This window comes from Pseudomonas spelaei, from assembly GCF_009724245.1.
GTDB lineage: Bacteria > Pseudomonadota > Gammaproteobacteria > Pseudomonadales > Pseudomonadaceae > Aquipseudomonas > Aquipseudomonas spelaei.
In genome coordinates this window covers 130,175-148,938 of record NZ_WNNK01000015.1, presented here as the reverse complement: position 1 = coordinate 148,938, position 18,764 = coordinate 130,175, and the positions used below count along the sequence as shown (strand labels likewise).

The 18,764-nt window shown below is 59.9% G+C and carries 15 protein-coding genes; 9 read left to right on the top strand and 6 right to left on the bottom strand.

What is annotated here, in order from left to right; genetic code table 11:
• Window positions 1-4: 4 nt before the first annotated feature.
• Window positions 5-406, bottom strand: coding sequence for a lysozyme inhibitor LprI family protein (locus GNF76_RS18345; protein ID WP_155584534.1), 402 nt, complete (start codon window positions 404-406; stop codon window positions 5-7).
• Window positions 407-626: 220 nt separating this feature from the next.
• On the opposite strand from GNF76_RS18345, the gene GNF76_RS18340 reads away from it, so the two are divergent.
• The 6 genes from GNF76_RS18340 (at window position 627) to etfB (ending at window position 8,462) form a co-directional block, all read left to right on the top strand.
• Window positions 627-1,604, top strand: a complete 978-nt coding sequence (locus GNF76_RS18340) for a dipeptidase (RefSeq protein ID WP_155584533.1) — start codon at window positions 627-629, stop codon at window positions 1,602-1,604.
• A gap of 138 nt (window positions 1,605-1,742) precedes the next feature.
• On the top strand, window positions 1,743-2,273 hold the full coding sequence (locus GNF76_RS18335) for a DUF5943 domain-containing protein (protein ID WP_155584532.1): 531 nt from the start codon (window positions 1,743-1,745) through the stop codon (window positions 2,271-2,273).
• 15 nt (window positions 2,274-2,288) lie between these two features.
• Window positions 2,289-4,349 carry a dimethylglycine demethylation protein DgcA gene (dgcA, locus tag GNF76_RS18330; protein ID WP_155584531.1) on the top strand — a complete coding sequence of 687 codons (2,061 nt, stop codon included), beginning with the start codon at window positions 2,289-2,291 and terminating at the stop codon, window positions 4,347-4,349.
• A 168-nt stretch (window positions 4,350-4,517) separates the two neighbouring features.
• Window positions 4,518-6,461, top strand: a complete 1,944-nt coding sequence (dgcB, locus tag GNF76_RS18325; protein WP_155584530.1) for a dimethylglycine demethylation protein DgcB — start codon at window positions 4,518-4,520, stop codon at window positions 6,459-6,461.
• Window positions 6,461-7,681 (top strand): electron transfer flavoprotein subunit alpha, encoded by a 1,221-nt coding sequence (etfA, locus tag GNF76_RS18320; RefSeq protein WP_155584529.1) that lies wholly within the window; start codon window positions 6,461-6,463, stop codon window positions 7,679-7,681. Before dgcB ends, etfA begins: the two co-directional genes overlap by 1 nt.
• 10 nt (window positions 7,682-7,691) lie before the next feature.
• A complete protein-coding gene (etfB, locus tag GNF76_RS18315) occupies window positions 7,692-8,462 on the top strand; it encodes an electron transfer flavoprotein subunit beta (protein WP_155584528.1) in 771 nt (256 codons plus the stop codon).
• A gap of 779 nt (window positions 8,463-9,241) precedes the next feature.
• On the opposite strand, the gene gbcA is transcribed toward etfB, so the two are convergent.
• Window positions 9,242-10,537: a glycine-betaine demethylase subunit GbcA gene (gene gbcA / locus GNF76_RS18310; protein ID WP_155584527.1), complete on the bottom strand. Its 1,296-nt coding sequence runs from the start codon at window positions 10,535-10,537 to the stop codon at window positions 9,242-9,244.
• A gap of 284 nt (window positions 10,538-10,821) precedes the next feature.
• Here gbcA and gbcB point away from each other — a divergent pair, with 284 nt between their 5' ends.
• Window positions 10,822-11,922 (top strand): glycine-betaine demethylase subunit GbcB, encoded by a 1,101-nt coding sequence (gene gbcB / locus GNF76_RS18305; RefSeq protein ID WP_155584526.1) that lies wholly within the window; start codon window positions 10,822-10,824, stop codon window positions 11,920-11,922.
• 56 nt (window positions 11,923-11,978) lie between these two features.
• Here the strand turns inward: gbcB and GNF76_RS18300 are convergent, their stop codons facing one another.
• The 3 genes from GNF76_RS18300 to GNF76_RS18290 all read right to left on the bottom strand — a co-directional run bounded on the left by GNF76_RS18300 (window position 11,979) and on the right by GNF76_RS18290 (window position 14,623).
• Window positions 11,979-12,179, bottom strand: a complete 201-nt coding sequence (locus GNF76_RS18300) for a hypothetical protein (RefSeq protein ID WP_155584525.1) — start codon at window positions 12,177-12,179, stop codon at window positions 11,979-11,981.
• A 186-nt stretch (window positions 12,180-12,365) separates the two neighbouring features.
• Window positions 12,366-13,181, bottom strand: coding sequence for a nitrilase-related carbon-nitrogen hydrolase (locus GNF76_RS18295; RefSeq protein ID WP_155584524.1), 816 nt, complete (start codon window positions 13,179-13,181; stop codon window positions 12,366-12,368).
• A complete protein-coding gene (locus GNF76_RS18290; protein WP_155584523.1) occupies window positions 13,178-14,623 on the bottom strand; it encodes a purine-cytosine permease family protein in 1,446 nt (481 codons plus the stop codon). The genes GNF76_RS18295 and GNF76_RS18290 overlap by 4 nt, the downstream gene beginning before the upstream one ends.
• 253 nt (window positions 14,624-14,876) lie before the next feature.
• Between GNF76_RS18290 and GNF76_RS18285 the strand changes: the two genes are divergently transcribed.
• Window positions 14,877-16,694 (top strand): flavin monoamine oxidase family protein, encoded by a 1,818-nt coding sequence (locus tag GNF76_RS18285; RefSeq protein ID WP_155584522.1) that lies wholly within the window; start codon window positions 14,877-14,879, stop codon window positions 16,692-16,694.
• 57 nt (window positions 16,695-16,751) lie between these two features.
• Here GNF76_RS18285 and GNF76_RS18280 read toward each other — a convergent pair whose 3' ends face one another.
• Window positions 16,752-17,792: a threonine aldolase family protein gene (locus GNF76_RS18280; protein ID WP_155584521.1), complete on the bottom strand. Its 1,041-nt coding sequence runs from the start codon at window positions 17,790-17,792 to the stop codon at window positions 16,752-16,754.
• Window positions 17,793-17,882: 90 nt separating this feature from the next.
• On the opposite strand from GNF76_RS18280, the gene GNF76_RS18275 reads away from it, so the two are divergent.
• A complete protein-coding gene (locus GNF76_RS18275; protein ID WP_155584520.1) occupies window positions 17,883-18,611 on the top strand; it encodes a TraX family protein in 729 nt (242 codons plus the stop codon).
• Window positions 18,612-18,764: the final 153 nt, after the last annotated feature.

Sequence of the window (18,764 nt, the reverse complement as noted above, 5' to 3'; positions counted from 1 at the left end):
TCGCTTATTCCTGCCCGATCGACTCCAGAAACTCCGACCGCTCATCACTCATCCGCGCCAGGCAATCATTCTGCGCAATCGCGTACGCCTTGCTCCCTGCCACGGCCGGGAAGGTATCCACGGCGCAATCGGCGTCACGCAGTTTTTCCCACTTTTGCTGGGCATCCTTCAGACGAGCGGTAATGTCTGCCAGCTGCGCCTTGTTGCTGGCATAGGTGCTACCCATGCGTTCCAGCAGGCCCTGGTAGTTATCCTTGAGCAATTGCTCGGCAGTGGTTTTGTTGTAGGTGGCGCATTCCAGGGTTTGCTTGTCGTTTTCGATGCCGTCGCACGGGGTGCTATCGGTGTCTTCTGCCGCGTGTACGCCGGTTGCGATGAGTGCCAAAGCCAGGAGAATCGATTTCATTGCGCCGTCTCATATCAGGTGATGGGCCAAATTCTGGCTCAAGCGTAGGACAAAGAACAGACACCAGTCAGAGATGTCATGTTGGCCTTTGTCGCGGATTGACGCTTTCGGCAATTCCCCTGTCGTTTTTGCACCCGGCTCGGTCAGCCCCTGGGCATATGCTGGCCCCAAAGCGCCGGCAGACGATTCGGCGCATGAATCGCCAATAAGGGGACGCCTGATGAGCCCAGCGCAATTGCACGCCGACAGCATCGTTATCGACGGGCTGATCATTGCCAAGTGGAACCGCGACCTGTTTGAAGACATGCGCAAAGGCGGCCTGACGGCTGCCAACTGCACCGTGTCGGTGTGGGAAGGTTTCCAGGCCACCATTAACAACATCGCCGCCAGCCAGAAACTGATCCGTGAGAACAGCGACCTGGTGATCCCGGTGAAAACCACCGCTGACATCCGTCGCGCCAAGGAGCAAGGCAAGACCGGGATCATCTTCGGCTTCCAGAACGCGCATGCTTTTGAAGACCAGCTCGGCTATGTCGAGATCTTCAAGCAACTGGGCGTTGGCGTGGTGCAGATGTGCTACAACACCCAGAACCTCGTCGGCACCGGTTGCTACGAGCGCGACGGCGGCCTGTCGGGCTTTGGTCGCGAGATCGTCGCCGAGATGAACCGTGTCGGCATCATGTGCGACCTGTCCCACGTCGGTTCCAAGACCAGCGAAGAAGTCATCCTCGAATCGAAAAAACCGGTGTGCTACTCCCACTGCCTGCCGTCGGGCCTTAAAGAGCACCCGCGCAACAAATCCGATGAAGAACTCAAGTTCATTGCCGACCACGGCGGCTTTGTCGGCGTGACCATGTTTGCGCCGTTCCTGGCCAAGGGCATTGATTCGACCATCGACGACTACGCCGAAGCCATCGAATACACCATGAACATCGTCGGCGAAGACGCCATCGGTATCGGCACCGACTTCACCCAGGGCCATGGCCAGGATTTCTTTGAAATGCTGACCCATGACAAGGGCTACGCCCGCCGCCTGACCAGCTTCGGCAAGATCATCAACCCGCTGGGCATCCGCACCGTGGGCGAGTTCCCCAACCTCACCGAGACCCTGCTCAAGCGCGGCCATCCTGAGCGTGTGGTGCGCAAGATCATGGGCGAGAACTGGGTCAACGTCCTGAAAGACGTCTGGGGCGAATAAGCACCGATCTCAACACAATTCCTGTAGCCGCTGCCGAGGTACGAGGCTGCGACAAGGCGGCGGTCCTGCAGACACGCATCGCAGCCTCGTGCCTCGTGCCTCGGCTACATCACATACTGAATTCTGGAGCTTTACCCCATGGCCAAGATCGCCCCTCAATTGCCTATCGAAGTCGACAGCGAAACCGGTGTCTGGACCTCCGACGCCCTGCCAATGCTCTACGTACCGCGCCACTTTTTCGTCAACAACCACATGGGCATCGAAGAAGTCCTGGGCGCTGACGCCTACGCCGAGATCCTTTACAAGGCCGGCTACAAATCCGCCTGGCACTGGTGCGAGAAAGAAGCTGAATGCCATGGCCTGGAAGGCGTCGCGGTGTTCGAACACTACATGAAGCGCCTGTCGCAACGCGGCTGGGGCCTGTTCAAGATCCAGGATATCGACCTCGACAAAGGCACCGCCAGCGTCAAGTTGGAACACTCGGCGTTTGTCTACGTGTACGGCAAGGTCGGGCGCAAGGTCGACTACATGTTCACCGGCTGGTTTGCCGGGGCCATGGACCAGATTCTGCAAGCCCGTGGCAGCCAGGTCCGCACTGTTGCGCAGCAGGTCTACGGCGGCTCCGAAGAGGGCCACGACGACGGCCTGTTCACCGTCAAGCCGTTGTAAGTCGAGGACCCTGCCATGGCTTTCGAAGCAATGTTTGCGCCGATCCAGATCGGCAAACTGACCATCCGCAACCGCGTGCTCAGCACTGCCCACGCCGAGGTGTATGCCACCGACGGCGGCATGACCACCGACCGCTATGTGAAGTACTACGAGGAGAAAGCCAAGGGCGGGATCGGCCTGGCCATCTGCGGCGGTTCTTCCAGTGTGGCCATCGACAGCCCGCAAGGCTGGTGGAAATCGGTGAACCTGGCCGATGACCGGATCATCCCGCACTTCCAGAACCTGGCCGATGCCATGCACAAGCATGGCGCCAAGATCATGATCCAGATTACTCACATGGGCCGTCGCTCGCGCTGGGACGGCGAGCATTGGCCCACGCTGCTGTCGCCGTCGGGCATCCGTGAACCGGTGCACCGTGCGACCTGCAAAACCATCGAGCCGGAAGAAATCTGGCGGGTGATCGGCAACTACGCCAGCGCTGCGGCACGGGCCAAGGCCGGTGGCCTGGACGGCGTGGAACTGTCGGCGGTGCACCAGCACATGATCGACCAGTTCTGGAGCCCGCGGGTCAACAAGCGCACCGATGAATGGGGCGGCAGCTTCGAAAATCGCATGCGTTTTGGGCTTGAAGTGTTGAAGGCCGTGCGTGCCGAAGTGGGCCCGGACTTCTGCGTCGGCATCCGTTTGTGCGGTGATGAATTCCACCCGGACGGCCTGTCCCACGAGGACATGAAACAGATCGCCAAGTACTACGACGACACCGGCATGCTCGACTTTATCGGTGTGGTCGGCTCAGGTTGCGACACCCACAACACCCTGGCCAACGTTATCCCGAACATGAGTTATCCACCGGAGCCATTCCTGCACTTGGCGGCCGGGATCAAGGAAGTGGTCAAGGCCCCGGTGCTGCACGCGCAGAACATCAAGGACCCGAACCAGGCCACGCGCATCCTTGAAGGCGGTTATGTGGACATGGTCGGCATGACCCGCGCCCACATCGCCGACCCGCACCTGATCGCCAAGATCAAGATGGGTCAGATCGACCAGATCAAACAGTGTGTCGGCGCCAACTACTGCATTGACCGTCAGTACCAGGGGCTGGATGTGCTGTGCATCCAGAACGCCGCGACTTCCCGTGAATACATGGGTGTGCCGCACATCATCGAAAAATCCACCGGGCCGAAGCGCAAAGTGGTTGTGGTGGGTGCCGGTCCTGCCGGGATGGAAGCCGCACGTGTGGCCGCCGAGCGTGGGCATGACGTGACCCTGTTCGAGAAGAAAGAATTTATCGGTGGGCAAATCACCACCGCTTCCAAAGCCCCGCAGCGGGACCAGATTGCCGGGATCACCCGCTGGTTCCAGCTGGAGCTGGCGCGGCTGAATGTCGACGTGCGCCTGGGCGTAGCGGCGGATGCGGCGACCATTCTGGACCTGCGTCCCGATGTCGTAGTACTGGCGGTGGGCGGTCATCCGTTCCTGGAACAGAACGAGCATTGGGGCGCGGCTGAAGGCCTGGTGGTCAGCAGTTGGGACGTGCTCGACGGCAAGGTGGCACCGGGCAAGAACGTGCTGGTCTACGACACCATCTGCGAGTTCACCGGCATGTCGGTGGCGGACTTCCTGGCGGACAAGGGCAGCCAGGTGGAGATCGTCACCGACGACATCAAGCCCGGCGTGGCCGTCGGCGGTACGTCGTTCCCGACCTACTACCGGAGCATGTACCCGAAAGAAGTGATCATGACCGGCGACATGATGCTGGAAAAGGTCTATCGCGAGGGCGACAAGCTGGTGGCGGTGCTGGAGAACGAATACACCGGCGCCAAGGAGGAGCGTGTAGTCGATCAAGTGGTGGTCGAGAACGGCGTGCGTCCGGATGAAGAGATCTACTACGGGCTCAAGGAAGGTTCGCGCAACAAGGGCCAGATGGACATCGAAGCCTTGTTCGCGATCAAGCCGCAACCGTGCCTGAGCGAGGCGGGTGAAGGGTACTTGTTGTTCCGCATCGGTGACTGTGTGGCGCAACGTAATACCCACGCCGCGATCTACGACGCCCTGCGCCTGTGCAAGGATTTCTGACCCGATACTGAACCACTGTGGAAACCGGCTCAATGTGGGAGCCGGGCTTGCCCGCGATGCAGGCGACTCGGTCTTGAGTGAAACCGAGTTGATGCCATCGCAGGCAAGCCAGCTCCCACATTGAGCCGGTTCCCATGCAAGACCTGTGTGGTCTTTGGGAGCTTCACCATGTTGAACACCCTTCTTCCCATCCTGCTCTTCGCAGCCGTCGGCCTTGCGGTCCTCGGCGCGTTGCGTCGGGTGAACATGTGGCGCCGTGGCCGCTCGTCCAGGGTCGACTTGATCGGCGGCCTGCTGGCCATGCCCAAGCGCTACATGGTCGACTTGCACCACGTGGTGGCCCGCGATAAATACATCGCCAACACCCACGTCGCCACCGCTCTGGGCTTTGTGCTGTCGGCGCTGCTGGCGATTCTGGTGCATGGTTTCGGCCTGCATAACCGCATCCTCGGCTACGCCTTGCTGCTGGCTTCGGTGCTGATGTTTGTCGGCGCTACCTTCGTCTATTTGCGCCGTCGCAACCCGCCGTCGCGCCTGTCGAAAGGCCCGTGGATGCGCTTGCCAAAAAGCCTGATGGCGTTCTCCGTCAGCTTCTTCCTGGTGACCTTGCCCGTGGCCGGAATTCTGCCGGCGGACTTCGGCGGCTGGTTGCTGGCAGCGTTGCTGGGTGTGGGTGTGCTGTGGGGCGTGTCGGAAATGTTCTTCGGCATGACCTGGGGCGGCCCGATGAAACACGCCTTCGCCGGAGCCTTGCACCTGGCCTGGCACCGCCGCGCCGAACGTTTTGGCGGTGGCCGCTCCACCGGTTTGAAACCGCTGGATCTTGCCGACAAAACCGCGCCCTTGGGTGTGGAAAAGCCCGCGGATTTCACCTGGAACCAACTGCTGGGTTTCGATGCCTGCGTGCAGTGCGGCAAATGCGAAGCGGCCTGCCCGGCGTTCGCCGCCGGCCAACCGCTGAACCCGAAAAAGCTGATTCAAGACATGGTGGTCGGCCTGGCCGGCGGCACCGATGCCAAGTTCGCCGGCAGCCCGTATCCGGGTAAGGCCATCGGCGAACACGGCGGTAACCCTCATCAGCCGATCGTCAACGGCCTAGTGGACGCCGAGACCTTGTGGTCCTGCACCACTTGCCGCGCCTGCGTGGAAGAGTGCCCGATGATGATCGAGCACGTGGACGCCATCGTCGACATGCGCCGCCACCTTACTCTGGAAAAAGGCGCGACCCCGAACAAGGGCGCCGAAGTCCTGGAGAACCTGATCGCCACCGACAACCCGGGCGGCTTTGCACCGGGCGGGCGGATGAACTGGGCGGCGGATTTGAACCTGCCATTGCTCAGCGACAAGAAAAGCGTCGACGTGCTGTTTTGGGTCGGCGACGGTGCCTTCGACATGCGCAACCAGCGTACCTTGCGCGCCTTCGTCAAAGTGCTGAAGGCGGCCCAGGTCGACTTTGCCGTGCTCGGCCTTGAAGAGCGCGACAGCGGTGATGTTGCCCGACGCCTTGGCGATGAAGCGACCTTTCAACTGTTGGCCTCGCGCAATATCCAGACCCTGGCCAAGTACAACTTCAAGCGCATCGTCACCTGTGACCCCCACAGTTTCCACGTGCTGAAAAACGAATACGGCGCCTTCGACGGCAACTACCTCGTGCAGCACCACAGTACCTACATGGCCGAGCTGATCGATGCCGGCGCCCTTAACCTGGGCCAGCACAAAGGCAACAGCGTGACCTATCACGACCCGTGCTACCTGGGGCGCTACAACGGTGAATACGAGGCACCGCGCCAAGTGCTGCGCGCGCTGGGGATCGAGGTCAAGGAAATGCAACGTTCCGGCTTCCGTTCCCGCTGCTGCGGTGGCGGTGGCGGTGCGCCGATCACCGACATTCCCGGCAAGCAGCGGATTCCCGATATGCGCATGGAGGACATCCGCGAAACCGGCGCCGAACTGGTGGCCGTGGGTTGTCCACAGTGCACGGCGATGCTCGAAGGTGTGGTCGAACCGCGCCCCCTGATCAAAGACATTGCCGAATTGGTGGCTGACGCCTTGCTCGAAGACGCTGCTCCGGCCAAAACCCCGATCAAGCGCGAACCTGCGGAGGTGCACTGATGAGCGACATTATTCGCCGCGACCCGCGGGCTGAATGGATCGCCCGTAACCGGCTGCATCCGCTGCACGCAGCGATGCAGCCGGTGCAACAGTCCTGGATGGGGCCAAACGGCATCATCCGCAAGAACGTGCATGGTGTCGGTTTTATCGGCCCCAACGGTATCAAGCGTATCGATCGCAGTGGTGCCCAGCAGGGCGGCGCGGCCAAGCGCTCGGCAGCGGTGGACGTGCAATTGCCGCTGCATCAGGTCGCTGCGCCGGCGTTCTACATTAACGTGGTGCCGGACATGGTCGGCGGCCGCTTGAGCAGCCACGATCGTGATTTGTTGGGCCTGGCCCGGCAGTTGGCCGGCGACGACGGTGCGGTACTGGCCGTGGTGTTCGGTGAACACAAGGAAAGCGCCTTTTCCACGGCCGGTGTGGACCGTCTGCTGGTGTTGGACGGCCATGAGTTCGACGGTTATTCACCGGAGCAACGAGTCCAGGGGCTGCGGGCTGTGGATAACCAGTTCAACCCCCGCCATTGGTTGCTGCCGGATAGCCGCAGCGGCGGTGGTGAACTGGGTCGGCGCTTTGCTGCAAGCCTCAAGGAACGCCCCGCAACGCGTGTCTGGCAGATCAAGGAACACGAGTGCATTGGCCGCGCAGGTGCGGGCCAGGAAGACCTTGTCCGCCCATTGCCACGGATGATTCTGGCGGCGGCGGAATGCGCCGATCCCGTCAGTGATACCCGCCATGAAGTGTTGCCGGTGGAGTTATCCACAAACCTGGCCCGCAGCCTGCCGCGTATCGAAGACCTCGGCGCAGTGGCGGTGGACCCGGCAGCGATTCCCATGGCCGAGGCCGAGTTTATTTTCTCTGGCGGCAACGGGGTCAAGGACTGGGCGCTGTTCCACCAGGCCGCCGCCGCACTGGGCGCCACCGAGGGCGCCTCGCGGGTGGCGGTGGACGATGGTTTTATGGCCCGTGATCGCCAGGTCGGCGCCAGCGGCACCTGGGTCACCGCACGGGTTTACGTGGCGGTGGGGATTTCCGGGGCGATCCAGCACCTGCAAGGCATTGGTGCCTGCGACAAGGTGGTGGCGATCAACCTTGATCCGGGTTGCGACATGATCAAGCGCGCTGATTTGTCGGTGATTGGCGAAAGCGCCGGGATTCTGCAAGCCTTGATCGCTGCGGTTGAGGCCTACCGAAACGGCGCCAAACGCGATGCGGCTTAAGGAAATGACCATGACAACTCATGTAATCAGTTTGGTGTCTATCGGCGCCCATCCGACTTCGGGCCGCCCACGTCGCGCCGAGCAAGATGCCCGCGCCGTGGAACTGGGTTTGCAACTGGCGGGGAATAACCTGCAAGTGCTGCATGCCGGTGATATTGCTGAGCCAACCCTACGTGCCTATCTGGGGATGGGGCTGGAACAGCTGCACGTGCTGGAACAACCGGCTGGCGCCGATGCCTTGCCGGTGCTCGGTGACTATCTGCGGGATGCGGGTGCCCAGGTGGTGCTCACCGGCAGCCAGGCGGAAACCGGTGAAGGTTCGGGCATGTTGCCGTTCCTGTTGGCCGAGCAGTTGGGCTGGCCGCTGATTGTTGGCCTGGCTCAGGTGGAGTCCATCGAGAGCGGCGTGGCCCATGTGCTGCAAGCCTTGCCCCGTGGCCAGCGGCGACGCCTGAAGGTGCGCCTGCCGTTTCTTGCCACTGTGGATAACGCTGCACCCAAGCCTCGTCAAAGCGCTTACGGCCCTGCGCAGCGTGGGGAGCTGGCGGCCCATGAGGTGCAGGTGCTGGAGGACGAGTTATTCACAGGCGCGGTGCTGCAACCCGCCAAGCCCCGACCCAAGCGCCTCAAGGTGATCAAGGCCAAGAGCGGTGCTGACCGGATGAAGGCCGCCACGGCCAAGGCCAGCGGGGGTGGTGGGCAAGTGCTCAAGGGGGTTAGCGCCGAAGAGGGTGCCCAAGCGATCCTCAAGTTGCTGCTGGAAGAAGGCGTGGTGCGCTGATCCAATGTGGGAGCGGGCTTGCTCCCATAGGGTTTACCCACAATCCCTGTTGGCCCGCCTGTGGATAACCTGTTTGCGGCTGTCCACACCCCATGCAAATCAAGCCCTGCAGCTCTCTGTACGAAAAATAACCAGCCTAACTAACGGTTTTCCCTTGGGTTTTTCTGTGGATAAGGAAAATGCCCGGCCCAGACTTGCCCCCAAAGTCTGTTGGCGCTTCTGTGGATAAGATGTTTGCTATCCGCTACAGGCCATATAAACAAAGGCTTTAACTGTCTTGATCAAAATATGATCAATATTGCTGTTTCGGTGTAAAACGCCTCTCAAAGCCTCGATTTTCCTAAGCCTCAGTCGGTTTTCCACAGAACCGCCAAAGTTGCCCCCAAAGTCTGTTGGTGCTTCTGTGAATAAGGTGTTCGCGTTCCTCTGTAGGTCATACAAACCGTGGCTTACAGAGTTTAGGTCAAAAAATGATCAATGATGGGTAAAACCCTGAACTTTGAATAAGTCACGGATTTTCTTGATTTTATTTCGAGAGGAAAGCGCAGTTGCCCACAATTGCTGTGGGTGGCTTTGTGGATAAGTTGTTGGGTAATGGCTGGAGGGCAAGGTGGGAGTGGTCTGCCAAGGTGTTGGACGAATTTTGTACAGCCACAAACCAGTGTGGGAGCCGGGCTTGCCCGCGATGACGGAGTAACAGCCAACACAAGGGTTGAATATTAAATCGCTATCGCGGGCAAGCCCGGCTCCCACATTTTGATCGGCAGCGTGTCAGCCTGTTACTCGTGTGCTGCTACGCCTTTGAGGTACGGCGCTGGCGCCGCCCCTAGGTTGCTCAGCATCCGCTCGCTGTACCAATCCACAAAGTTCACCACACCAAACTCATAGGTCTTGGAATAAGGCCCAGGCTGGTAAGCCGTGGAGTTGATCCCGCGCTGGTTCTCTTCCGCCAGGCGGCGGTCCTGGTTGTTGGTGGCATCCCACACCTGGCGCATGCGATCGACGTCGTAGTCCACACCTTCCACGGCGTCCTTGTGGACGATCCACTTGGTGGTGACCATGGTTTCCTGGGCGCTGATCGGCCACACCGTGAAGACGATGATGTGATCGCCCATGCAGTGGTTCCACGAGTGGGGCAGGTGCAGGATGCGCATCGAGCCCAGGTCCGGGTTCTGGATGCGGCCCATCAGTTTCTTGCAGCCTTGCTTGCCATCCAGCGTCATAGACACCGTGCCCTTGAGCAGCGGCATGCGCACGATGCGGTTACGCAGGCCAAAGCTGGCGTGGGCGTAAGGGATTTTCTCGGCGTCCCAGGCCGCCGCAGACGCGGCGACATGGTCCTTGAAGGCCTGGTCGGCCCGCGGGTCGGTGACGTCGTCCCACTCCAGCAGGGTTTTCAGCAGCTCCGGGTGCGAGGCGTTGCAGTGGTAACACTCGCGGTTGTTTTCCAGTACCAGCTTCCAGTTGGCTTTTTCGAACAAGGTGGTCTGAATCGCCACCTTGGTGTTCTCCATGTCGTAGGGTTCCATGTAGTGGCTCAGGGTCGACAGGAAGTCGTCGATGGCCGGTGGATTCTGCGACAGGCTGATAAAGATGTAGCCACCCGCGGTCTTCACGTTCACCGGCTTGAGGCCGTACTGCTTCATGTCGAAGTCGGCGCCCATCTCGGTGCCGGCGAACAGCAGGCGCCCGTCCAGCTCGTAGGTCCACTGGTGGTAGTGGCAGACCAGCTTGGCCACCTTGCCTTTGTCGCTGGTGCACAAGCGCGAACCGCGGTGGCGGCAGACGTTGTGGAACGCGTGAACTACACCGTCAGCGCCACGAATCACGATGATTGGGTTCTTGCCCACTTGCAGGGTGATGTAGTTGCCCTTGGCGGGGATCTCGCAGGTCATGCCGGCGATCAGCCACTCTTTCTGGAAGATCTCCTGCATGTCGATATCAAACAGCCGTTCATCAGAGTAAAACGGCTGCGGCAGCGAATAGGTACGCTCGCGCTCTTGCAGCATTTGCGCGGTGGCCTTGCGTGCGGGTTCCAGCGGATCGCCCAAGCTTAAGGTTGCGGTGACGTCCATCGTGTGTGTCCTCATGGCCATTCTGTGTGGCCGGCGAATAGTGGCTGATCAGGTTTTGCAGCAAGGCGTAAAGAAAGCGTCTTTGTTGGGAGCGAGTGTGGGCCCGGCAAAGGCCAGAACCTTATCCATGAGCGACATGGCCCACTCTGTTCCCGACGCGCAACCCCCGTGGTATGGGGGCTGGTCGCGATAAGTATGTGAATGTCGCAGATAGGTAAATGGGGGATTCGCGCGTTACGCAGAATCGCCATCATAAGGCCGAGCACACGGCTATGGAGAACAGCATGTCCAACAGCTTCCTGAATCCGGTAACCACCCAGACCTGGGCCAATGGTCGGCACATCGTCCGTTGCGTCAAAGTCATCCAGGAAACCTGGGACGTGCGCACCTTCTGCTTCATGGCCGACCAACCGATTTTGTTCTTTTTCAAGCCGGGGCAGTTCGTCACCCTGGAGCTGGAAATCGACGGCCAGCCGATCATGCGTTCGTACACCATTTCCAGTTCGCCATCGGTGCCGTACAGCTTCTCGGTGACCATCAAACGCGTACCGGGCGGCAAGGTTTCCAACTGGCTGCACGACACGCTGCATGAAGGACAAGAGTTGGCGGTGCACGGGCCGGTCGGGTTATTCAACGCCATCGACTACACCAACCCGAAAGTGCTGTACCTGAGCGGCGGCGTGGGTATCACCCCGGTGATGTCCATGGCGCGCTGGTTTTACGACACTAACGCCAATGTCGATATGGTCTTTGTCCACAGCGCCCGCTCGCCGAAAGACATCATTTATCACCGCGAGCTGGAACACATGGCCTCGCGGATCGACAACTTCAGCCTGCACCTGATCTGTGAGAAGCACGGCCTGGGTGAACCGTGGGCCGGTTATCGCGGTTACCTCAACCAGAAAATGCTCGAGTTGATGGTGCCCGATTTCCTGGAGCGCGAAGTCTTCTGCTGCGGCCCTACGCCGTACATGAACGCGGTCAAGCGCCTGCTGGAGGCCAACGGCTTCGACATGAGCCGCTACCACGAGGAATCCTTCGGTGCGACGCCGCCGGAAGCCCGTGCCGATGCCGTGGAGCAAGCCGAACAAGCGGCGGAAGCCCCGGAAATCGACCTCGCGGATCTGCATCAGGTGGAATTCATCTCGTCGGGCAAAAGCATCCGCGTGGCACCCGGTGAGACCGTCCATGCGGCTGCGGCCAAGCTTGGGCTGTTGATTCCCAAGGCGTGCGGCATGGGGATTTGCGGGACCTGCAAGGTGATGAAACTGGGGGGGGAAGTCGAGATGGACCACAACGGCGGGATCACCGAAGAGGACGAAGCCGAGGGTTACATCCTGTCCTGCTGCAGCGTGCCGAAGGGGGATGTGCGGATTGAGTTTTGAATCCGGTTCCGCGTCGAAGGTCATGAACCCTCGACGCGGGCCTTAGGCACTAACGGTTATTGGGCGTAGATATGGACGACGAAATGTTGGCCTGATGTTGTCAGTTCGTAGACTTTGTCGGTGACCTTCAATGTCCTCGTTGGCTCGCTGATGGTGTCGCCGACTTTCACAGATTTTCTGAACTCATCCCAGTCTATGACCGTGGTGCTGATAGTGCCTTCGCTTTGCAGGTTGTTACCGTAGCGTTGATCTTCCATGGTATTGCCCTCTGCTGGATTTCCGTTTCCGGCCGATCGTTCGGCAGGCGGTTATTCCCGAAAGGTGGCAGATGTATCTGCCATTTCCTTCCGGGTTCCAAGAGGCTAGTCAATGAACGTGGGAGGCGATGCTGTCGGAAATACCAAAAAACAGTCTCGGCACTCCGCCAGTATCCGTTGCAGGGCTCAGTACAACCCTGGCCGACGGTCCTGATGTACGTGGTTGTGCGCGCTGATGGTTTTGTCCCTCGCCTGCATCAGAGACAAGTCGGCCACCAGTACTTGTTTCTGCTGATGAGAAACCGCGCCGGCCTGTGGATAACCATCTGCGTCGACAATCACCGAGCCGCCCACCCAGTCGACGCCCCGTTCTTTGCCGTGGCGGTCGCAGGCCGCGATGAACATCCGGTTCACCGCTGCGTTGGCCTGCACCCGCACAATCTCCCCGGGCCGTTCGCCGGCCGGGCGTGGGGCGTCTGGCCAGTTCACCGGAGCGCATAGCAGGTCGGCGCCGGCCAGCGCGGGCAAACGCACCCATTCGGGCAATTCCAAGTCATAACAGATCATTACGGCGATGCGTCCAACGGCCGTTTCGACTACTGGCGGTGGCTCGGTCCCTGGGGTGAAGATCAGTTTTTCGCGGTCCCACAGGTGCGCCTTGCGGTACACCGTCAAGCGGCCTTCGGGCTCGATCAGTGCGGCGCTGTTGGCCACCTGCCCATCCTCCAGCCGTTCGCAAAAACCCGCCACGACGATGATGTTCAGTTCACTCGCCAGAGTTTTCCACAGGCTGAGCGTGGGACCGTCCAGCGCCTCTGACACGTCAAACGCTTCCTGACGATCATTGAACACGTAGCCGCTTTGCATCAGTTCCGGCAGTACGACTACCTGCGCGCCCAGCGTTGCTGCGCCACGGATGGCCTCGCCGCTGAGGTGGCGGTTATGTTCAGCATTGCCAAGACATGGCGCCAGTTGCTGGCATACAACCCTTACGGTGCTCATCGGTTGCTGCCTTCCAGCATGGCTTCGCTGGCGACGATGGCGCGGCGTTCGGCATCCCGGTCGAGGTTGTGGCTCATCACGCAATAGATGATCGCGGAAACCGCCAGGCCGATGACGAACGCGATATCGGCCCCGCCCAGCGCCGCAGCGACCGGTCCTTCATAGAAGCTCAGCGACATGAACGGGATCATCGACATCACGCCCAGGCAATAGGCTACCAGGCCGGCCTTGCCCCATTGGCCATAGATTCCGGCTGCATTGAAGATGTCGCTGATGGCGTATTGGCCTTTGCGCACCACGTAGAAGTCCGCGAGGTTGACGGCCGTCCACGGCACCAGGAAGTACAGCATCAGCAAGACGAAGGTGTTGAAGCTGGCCAGGTAGCTGTCGGGAATACTCAAGGTGATCAGGAAGATGATCACTGCCACCAGGCCGATGCCGATGACCCGGCTCTTGAGGCGCGGCTGGATCTTCACGAAACCGTCGATGGCACTGATGCCGGTCAGCATCGCGCCGTAGCAATTGACCGCCATGATGCCAATCAGCGCAGGCACTGCGATCAGCACGGTAAAGGTGCCGAAACCAGGAATCACTTGGTTGCCCACGGCGCGCACGCTGCCGATGGCATCGGGCGAGGGCAGGGCGGAGGCGAGGAACGCGCCCAGGGACATCAGCCACAAAGCCGAGCCGGCGGCGCCCAGGTAAGTCCAGAAAATCACGCTGCGCGATGGGGTTTTATGGGGCAGGTAGCGCGAGTAGTCGGATACGTAAACGGCGTAGCTGATTTGATAACCGGCAGCGGCAGAGAGCTGAATCAGAAACGCCGACCAGGAGAAATGAGCATTGGCTACCGCCGCATCGGCCTTGAGGCTCATCAGCGCCGCGACGGTCAGCACCGCGAACACGCTGATCATCACGTAAGTCAGCCAGCGTTGCACGGTGTGCAGCAGGTCGTGGCCGATCACCGCTATCACCACCGCGAGGATGATCATCAAGGCGTACCACGGCGCCCGGCTCCCCGGCAGGACCGTGTTGATGGCATCGGTGGCGAGAATCACGTTGAACACATTGAAGCCGATATACACGAAGATCACCGCGATGAACGGCACAATTGCTCCGCGCAGGCCGAATTGGGCGCGGGACTGAATCATCTGCGGCAAGCCCATGCGCGGGCCCTGGTTGGCATGAAACGCCATGGCGAAGGTGCCCAGGCATACGCCGATGACAATCGCCAGGATCGCATACGCCAGACCCAAGCCCAGGGCCGCGCCGGTGAATCCGGTCACCATGGTGGTCAGTACGAAGTTGCCCGTGAACCAGAAGGGGCCTTGATGCCAGACCTTGCCGTGCCGTTCATTGCGTGGGACATAGTCAATGGAGCGGGTTTCGATTTTCAGGCCGGGGGCGACGGGGGGAGTCGTCTTGTCGGAAAGGGCGTTCATAGGTTCACGGTCTGTTTTTATAGTGATTGAGTGCCGGAGCATCGGGTAACGGGAGGGGCAATTGAATCGTGATCTGTAAATAATTACTTTAGACTTTCCTTAAGTAATGAATTGTAGTCAGTGGCGATGGAACCGCCGCGATCTTATTTCGAAGCGATATAACCGCAAGTGACACGTCTTCTACGCTGACCCTTAGTCCCGTCGTAGTCGCCTTTAGCCTTGTAGTAATTCCCCTGTCTGCAAGGATGCCATCATGTCTGCGATTCCCTCCCGCTCCCAAGGTGCCCAACGGCTTTTGAGCAACAACGTCACGGCGCTGATTCCTGATTTTCCCTTCCATTACGCCAATTACCTGCAGATCGCGCGCGATTCGCTTTCCACCCTGGCCCATATTCCCACCGCCGCCTGTGGCAAAAAAGTCCTGATTGTCGGGGCGGGTGTCGCGGGGATGGTGGCGGCTTACGAGGCGATGCGCATGGGCTTGCACCCGGTGCTGGTCGAGGCTTCGGACCGCATAGGTGGGCGTCTCTATTCGCATGTGGTTGGCGATCCCGACGATCCGGCGAACAGTGTGATTTGTGAGTTGGGGGCCATGCGCTTTCCCAAGTCGGGCAAGGCTCTGATGCACTATTTCGACAAGGTGGGCATGACCGCCAACTCGGCTGACTTTCCCAACCCGGGTTCACCGGCGACGGCCAGCACGGTGGTCGATTACAACGATGAGCAAACCTACTACGAAGGGCGGGACTTACCCCCCGAGTACAAGGAGATCGAGCGGCTGTTTTTCGATGTGTTCCTCACAATCGATCCGATCAAATTCACTGACATGGTACGGGCCATGTCCGAAGGCACGATCGACCAGACGCTGATCAAGTCGATCTGGAACACTATTCTGGAGGCCGGCTGGGACAATTTGAGTTTCTTTTCCGCGATGGTCGAGAAGGCTGGCTGGAGCCGTGCGGACATCGATCTTTTCGGGCAGATAGGGTTCGGGACCGGTGGATGGAATACCGATTATCCCAATTGCTTTCTGGAGGTGTTGCGGGTGCTGTACACCGGCCTGGATGCCAACCATACATTAATGTACGACGGCTCCTCGCAGTTGCCCACACGGTTGTGGAACCAGTCACCGCAAGCGTTGGGTGATGTGATGGCCTACTGGCCCGCCACGACCACGGTGCAGATGCTCACTGAGCAAGTCATCGCCAACCCCTTCAATCAGGAGGTGCGCCAGGTCGAGCGCCAGGCCGATGGCAGTTTTGCAGTGTTTATCCACGATACCCGGCTAGATCAGCCCACTCGTCACTCCTTTGAGAGCGTGGTTTATACGCCCCACGTACGCATTCTCGACAAGTTTCGCTATATGGGTGGCAAGGACCGTCTGGCAGCGATGGACAGCTTGTTGCCCAGGGATACCTGGGAGGCCGTGATGTATACCCACTATATGCAGTCGGCGAAGATATTCGCGGCCACCCGGGAGCCCTTCTGGAAAGAGGCCGGTCCGGATGGGCATTACAAAATGAGTGTCACGTTGTCCGACCGGATTACTCGCGGAACCTACTTGTTGGATTACTCGCAAAGCAAGGGTGCCTACCAAGGCAGCGGTATTTTCCTGTCCTACACCTGGAATGACGACAGCCTGAAGTTCCTCGGTGACCGTTCGGCGCCGTTACCGACGCATGTCGAACTCTGTACGTCTTTACTGGATGAGGTTTATCGAGGTTCGGACCTGAACCTGGCATCGCATTTTGGCGCCAGGGATCCGTTTGTCGAAATCAATTGGGAAGAGCAGCCGTTCTTTCTCTGCGCCTTCAAGATGAATTTGCCGGGGCAATACGAGTATCAGCGCCGGCTGTTTTCCCAGTTCATGAGCGGGGTCGAACAGGGCAGCCCTGATGGCTTCATTCTGGCCGGAGATGATGTGTCGTGGACGGGAGGCTGGGCCGAAGGTGCTGTTACCACCGCGCTCAATGCGGTCAATAAGCTGGCGGTCAAGTTTGGGGGTGGGGCCTACCCCCACAACCAAGGGCCCATTGACCAATGGGCGGAACTCAAGCCGATGCCGCTTTGAGAGGGTAGCGCCAACAGAATGCCTGCCAGGCGCAGGCATTCTGCTCAAGCGGGTGTGTCAGCCCGCCATCACTTCGCGAATATCCGCCGCCAGTTCCCGCACTCGCGCTTCCTCGGTATCCCACGAGCACATGAAGCGTGCGCCGCCGTTGCCGATGAACGTATAGAAGCGCCAGCCCTTGGCGGTCAGTGCGGCAACGGCCGGCTCCGACAGTTGCAGGAACACGCCGTTGGCCTGTACCGGGAACATCAACTCCACGCCAGGAATGTCGGTCACCAGGCTGCTGAGCAGTTGTGCACAGTGGTTGGCGTGGCGGGCGTGCTTGAGCCAGGCATCGTTTTCCAGCAGGCCGACCCACGGGGCGGAGAGGAAGCGCATCTTTGACGCAAGCTGCCCAGCCTGTTTGCAGCGGTAATCGAAGTCTTCGGCCAGCTTGTGGTTGAAGAACAGAATCGCCTCACCCACCGCCATACCGTTCTTGGTACCGCCAAAGCACAGCACGTCGACGCCGGCTTTCCAGGTCAGGTCGGCCGGCGAGCAGCCAAGGAATGCACAGGCGTTGGAGAAACGTGCGCCGTCCATGTGCAGGTTCAGCCCCAGCTCCTTGCAGGTGACGCTGATGGCGCGGATTTCTTCCGGGGTGTAGACGCTGCCGACTTCAGTGGCCTGGGTCAGGGTCACCACGCGTGGCTTGGGATAGTGGATGTCCTGGCGTTTGAGGGCGATCTCGCGGATCGATTCCGGGGTCAGCTTGCCGTTTTCGGTGCGAGCGGTGAGCAGCTTGGAGCCGTTGGAGAAAAACTCCGGTGCGCCGCATTCGTCGGTTTCGACGTGGGCGGTTTCCGAGCAAATCACGCTATGGTAGCTCTGGCACAACGATGACAGGGCCAGGGAGTTGGCCGCCGTGCCGTTGAACGCGAAGAACACTTCGCAGTCGGTTTCAAACAGGTTGCGGAAACCGTCGGCGGCGCGGTGGGTCCATTCATCGTCCCCGTAGGCGCGTTGATGGCCCTGGTTGGCCAGTTCCATGGCGGCCCAGGCTTCCGGGCAGATGCCGGAATAGTTGTCGCTGGCGAATTGTTGGCTCTTGTCGGTCATGGCCCGTTCCTGTGGTCGATGTTGGTGCGCACTTTAACCAAGATTGTCGGGCGCACGCACGCTCTGTTAATGCAAAGTCACTGGGGAATTATGCACGGTACTGAAACGATTCCTGTAAGCCGCGTCCGTGATGGCGCCCTCGACCTGCTCAAATGGTTGGCGCTGTTGAGTATGGTGCTGGATCACCTGCGTTATGTCGGTTTGAACCTGGATGGGCTGTATGTGCCCGGGCGCCTGGCCTTCCCTTGGTTTTGCCTGGCAATTGCGGCGAATCTGTATCGGGTCAAGGATGCGCCTGCGACCTTTCAATGGCGTTACCTGGGTTGGCTGTTGCTGTTCAGTGTGATCAGTGAGGTGCCGTATCGGCTGTTTATCGACGATGCGGACACCCTCAATGTGCTGCCGACCCTCGCACTGGGCATGCTGATTGCCCGAGGATGGCAGCAGAAGACGCTTTTTGATCGAGGATTGGCGCTGATTGCCCTGATATTGGCGGCGGTGTTCTCGTCGCAATTGATGTTTGGGTTGTTTGGCGTATTGCTGCCGTTGGCAATGTTGTGGGTGTTTCGTCGGCCGTGGTACTTCAGCCTGTTGCCGGGGTTGGTGTGCCTGGCCGCCAATCAGTGGCAGGTTTTGCTGGATAACGGCAACGTCGTTGCCCTCTCGGGATTGGCGACATGCCTGATTGCGCCACTGGCGGGATTGGTCTTGTTGCGACATGCCAGACATGTGTCGCCACCAGCCATGCGGCGCTGGGCGTATGCCCTCTATCCGCTGCATTTCTTACTGCTGCTACTCGTTCGCAAGATCATCGCCTAAGCCCTGTGGGAGCTGGCTTGCCTGCGATGCAGACGCCTCGGAGTATCTGTCACCCCGGGTAGATGCCATCGCAGGCAAGCCAGCTCCCACACAAGCCCTCCCAGAATGTTTCGGCAATGTCGTAAACGCACCTTTGCGTGGCGTCCGTAGGCA

Coding starts and splice junctions, on each gene's coding strand:
- GNF76_RS18345 (WP_155584534.1), bottom strand. CDS start 406: ATGAAATCGATTCTCCTGGCTTTGGCACTCATCGCAACCGGCGTACAC.
- GNF76_RS18340 (WP_155584533.1), top strand. CDS start 627: ATGAGCCCAGCGCAATTGCACGCCGACAGCATCGTTATCGACGGGCTG.
- GNF76_RS18335 (WP_155584532.1), top strand. CDS start 1,743: ATGGCCAAGATCGCCCCTCAATTGCCTATCGAAGTCGACAGCGAAACC.
- dgcA (WP_155584531.1), top strand. CDS start 2,289: ATGGCTTTCGAAGCAATGTTTGCGCCGATCCAGATCGGCAAACTGACC.
- dgcB (WP_155584530.1), top strand. CDS start 4,518: ATGTTGAACACCCTTCTTCCCATCCTGCTCTTCGCAGCCGTCGGCCTT.
- etfA (WP_155584529.1), top strand. CDS start 6,461: ATGAGCGACATTATTCGCCGCGACCCGCGGGCTGAATGGATCGCCCGT.
- etfB (WP_155584528.1), top strand. CDS start 7,692: ATGACAACTCATGTAATCAGTTTGGTGTCTATCGGCGCCCATCCGACT.
- gbcA (WP_155584527.1), bottom strand. CDS start 10,537: ATGGACGTCACCGCAACCTTAAGCTTGGGCGATCCGCTGGAACCCGCA.
- gbcB (WP_155584526.1), top strand. CDS start 10,822: ATGTCCAACAGCTTCCTGAATCCGGTAACCACCCAGACCTGGGCCAAT.
- GNF76_RS18300 (WP_155584525.1), bottom strand. CDS start 12,179: ATGGAAGATCAACGCTACGGTAACAACCTGCAAAGCGAAGGCACTATC.
- GNF76_RS18295 (WP_155584524.1), bottom strand. CDS start 13,181: ATGAGCACCGTAAGGGTTGTATGCCAGCAACTGGCGCCATGTCTTGGC.
- GNF76_RS18290 (WP_155584523.1), bottom strand. CDS start 14,623: ATGAACGCCCTTTCCGACAAGACGACTCCCCCCGTCGCCCCCGGCCTG.
- GNF76_RS18285 (WP_155584522.1), top strand. CDS start 14,877: ATGTCTGCGATTCCCTCCCGCTCCCAAGGTGCCCAACGGCTTTTGAGC.
- GNF76_RS18280 (WP_155584521.1), bottom strand. CDS start 17,792: ATGACCGACAAGAGCCAACAATTCGCCAGCGACAACTATTCCGGCATC.
- GNF76_RS18275 (WP_155584520.1), top strand. CDS start 17,883: ATGCACGGTACTGAAACGATTCCTGTAAGCCGCGTCCGTGATGGCGCC.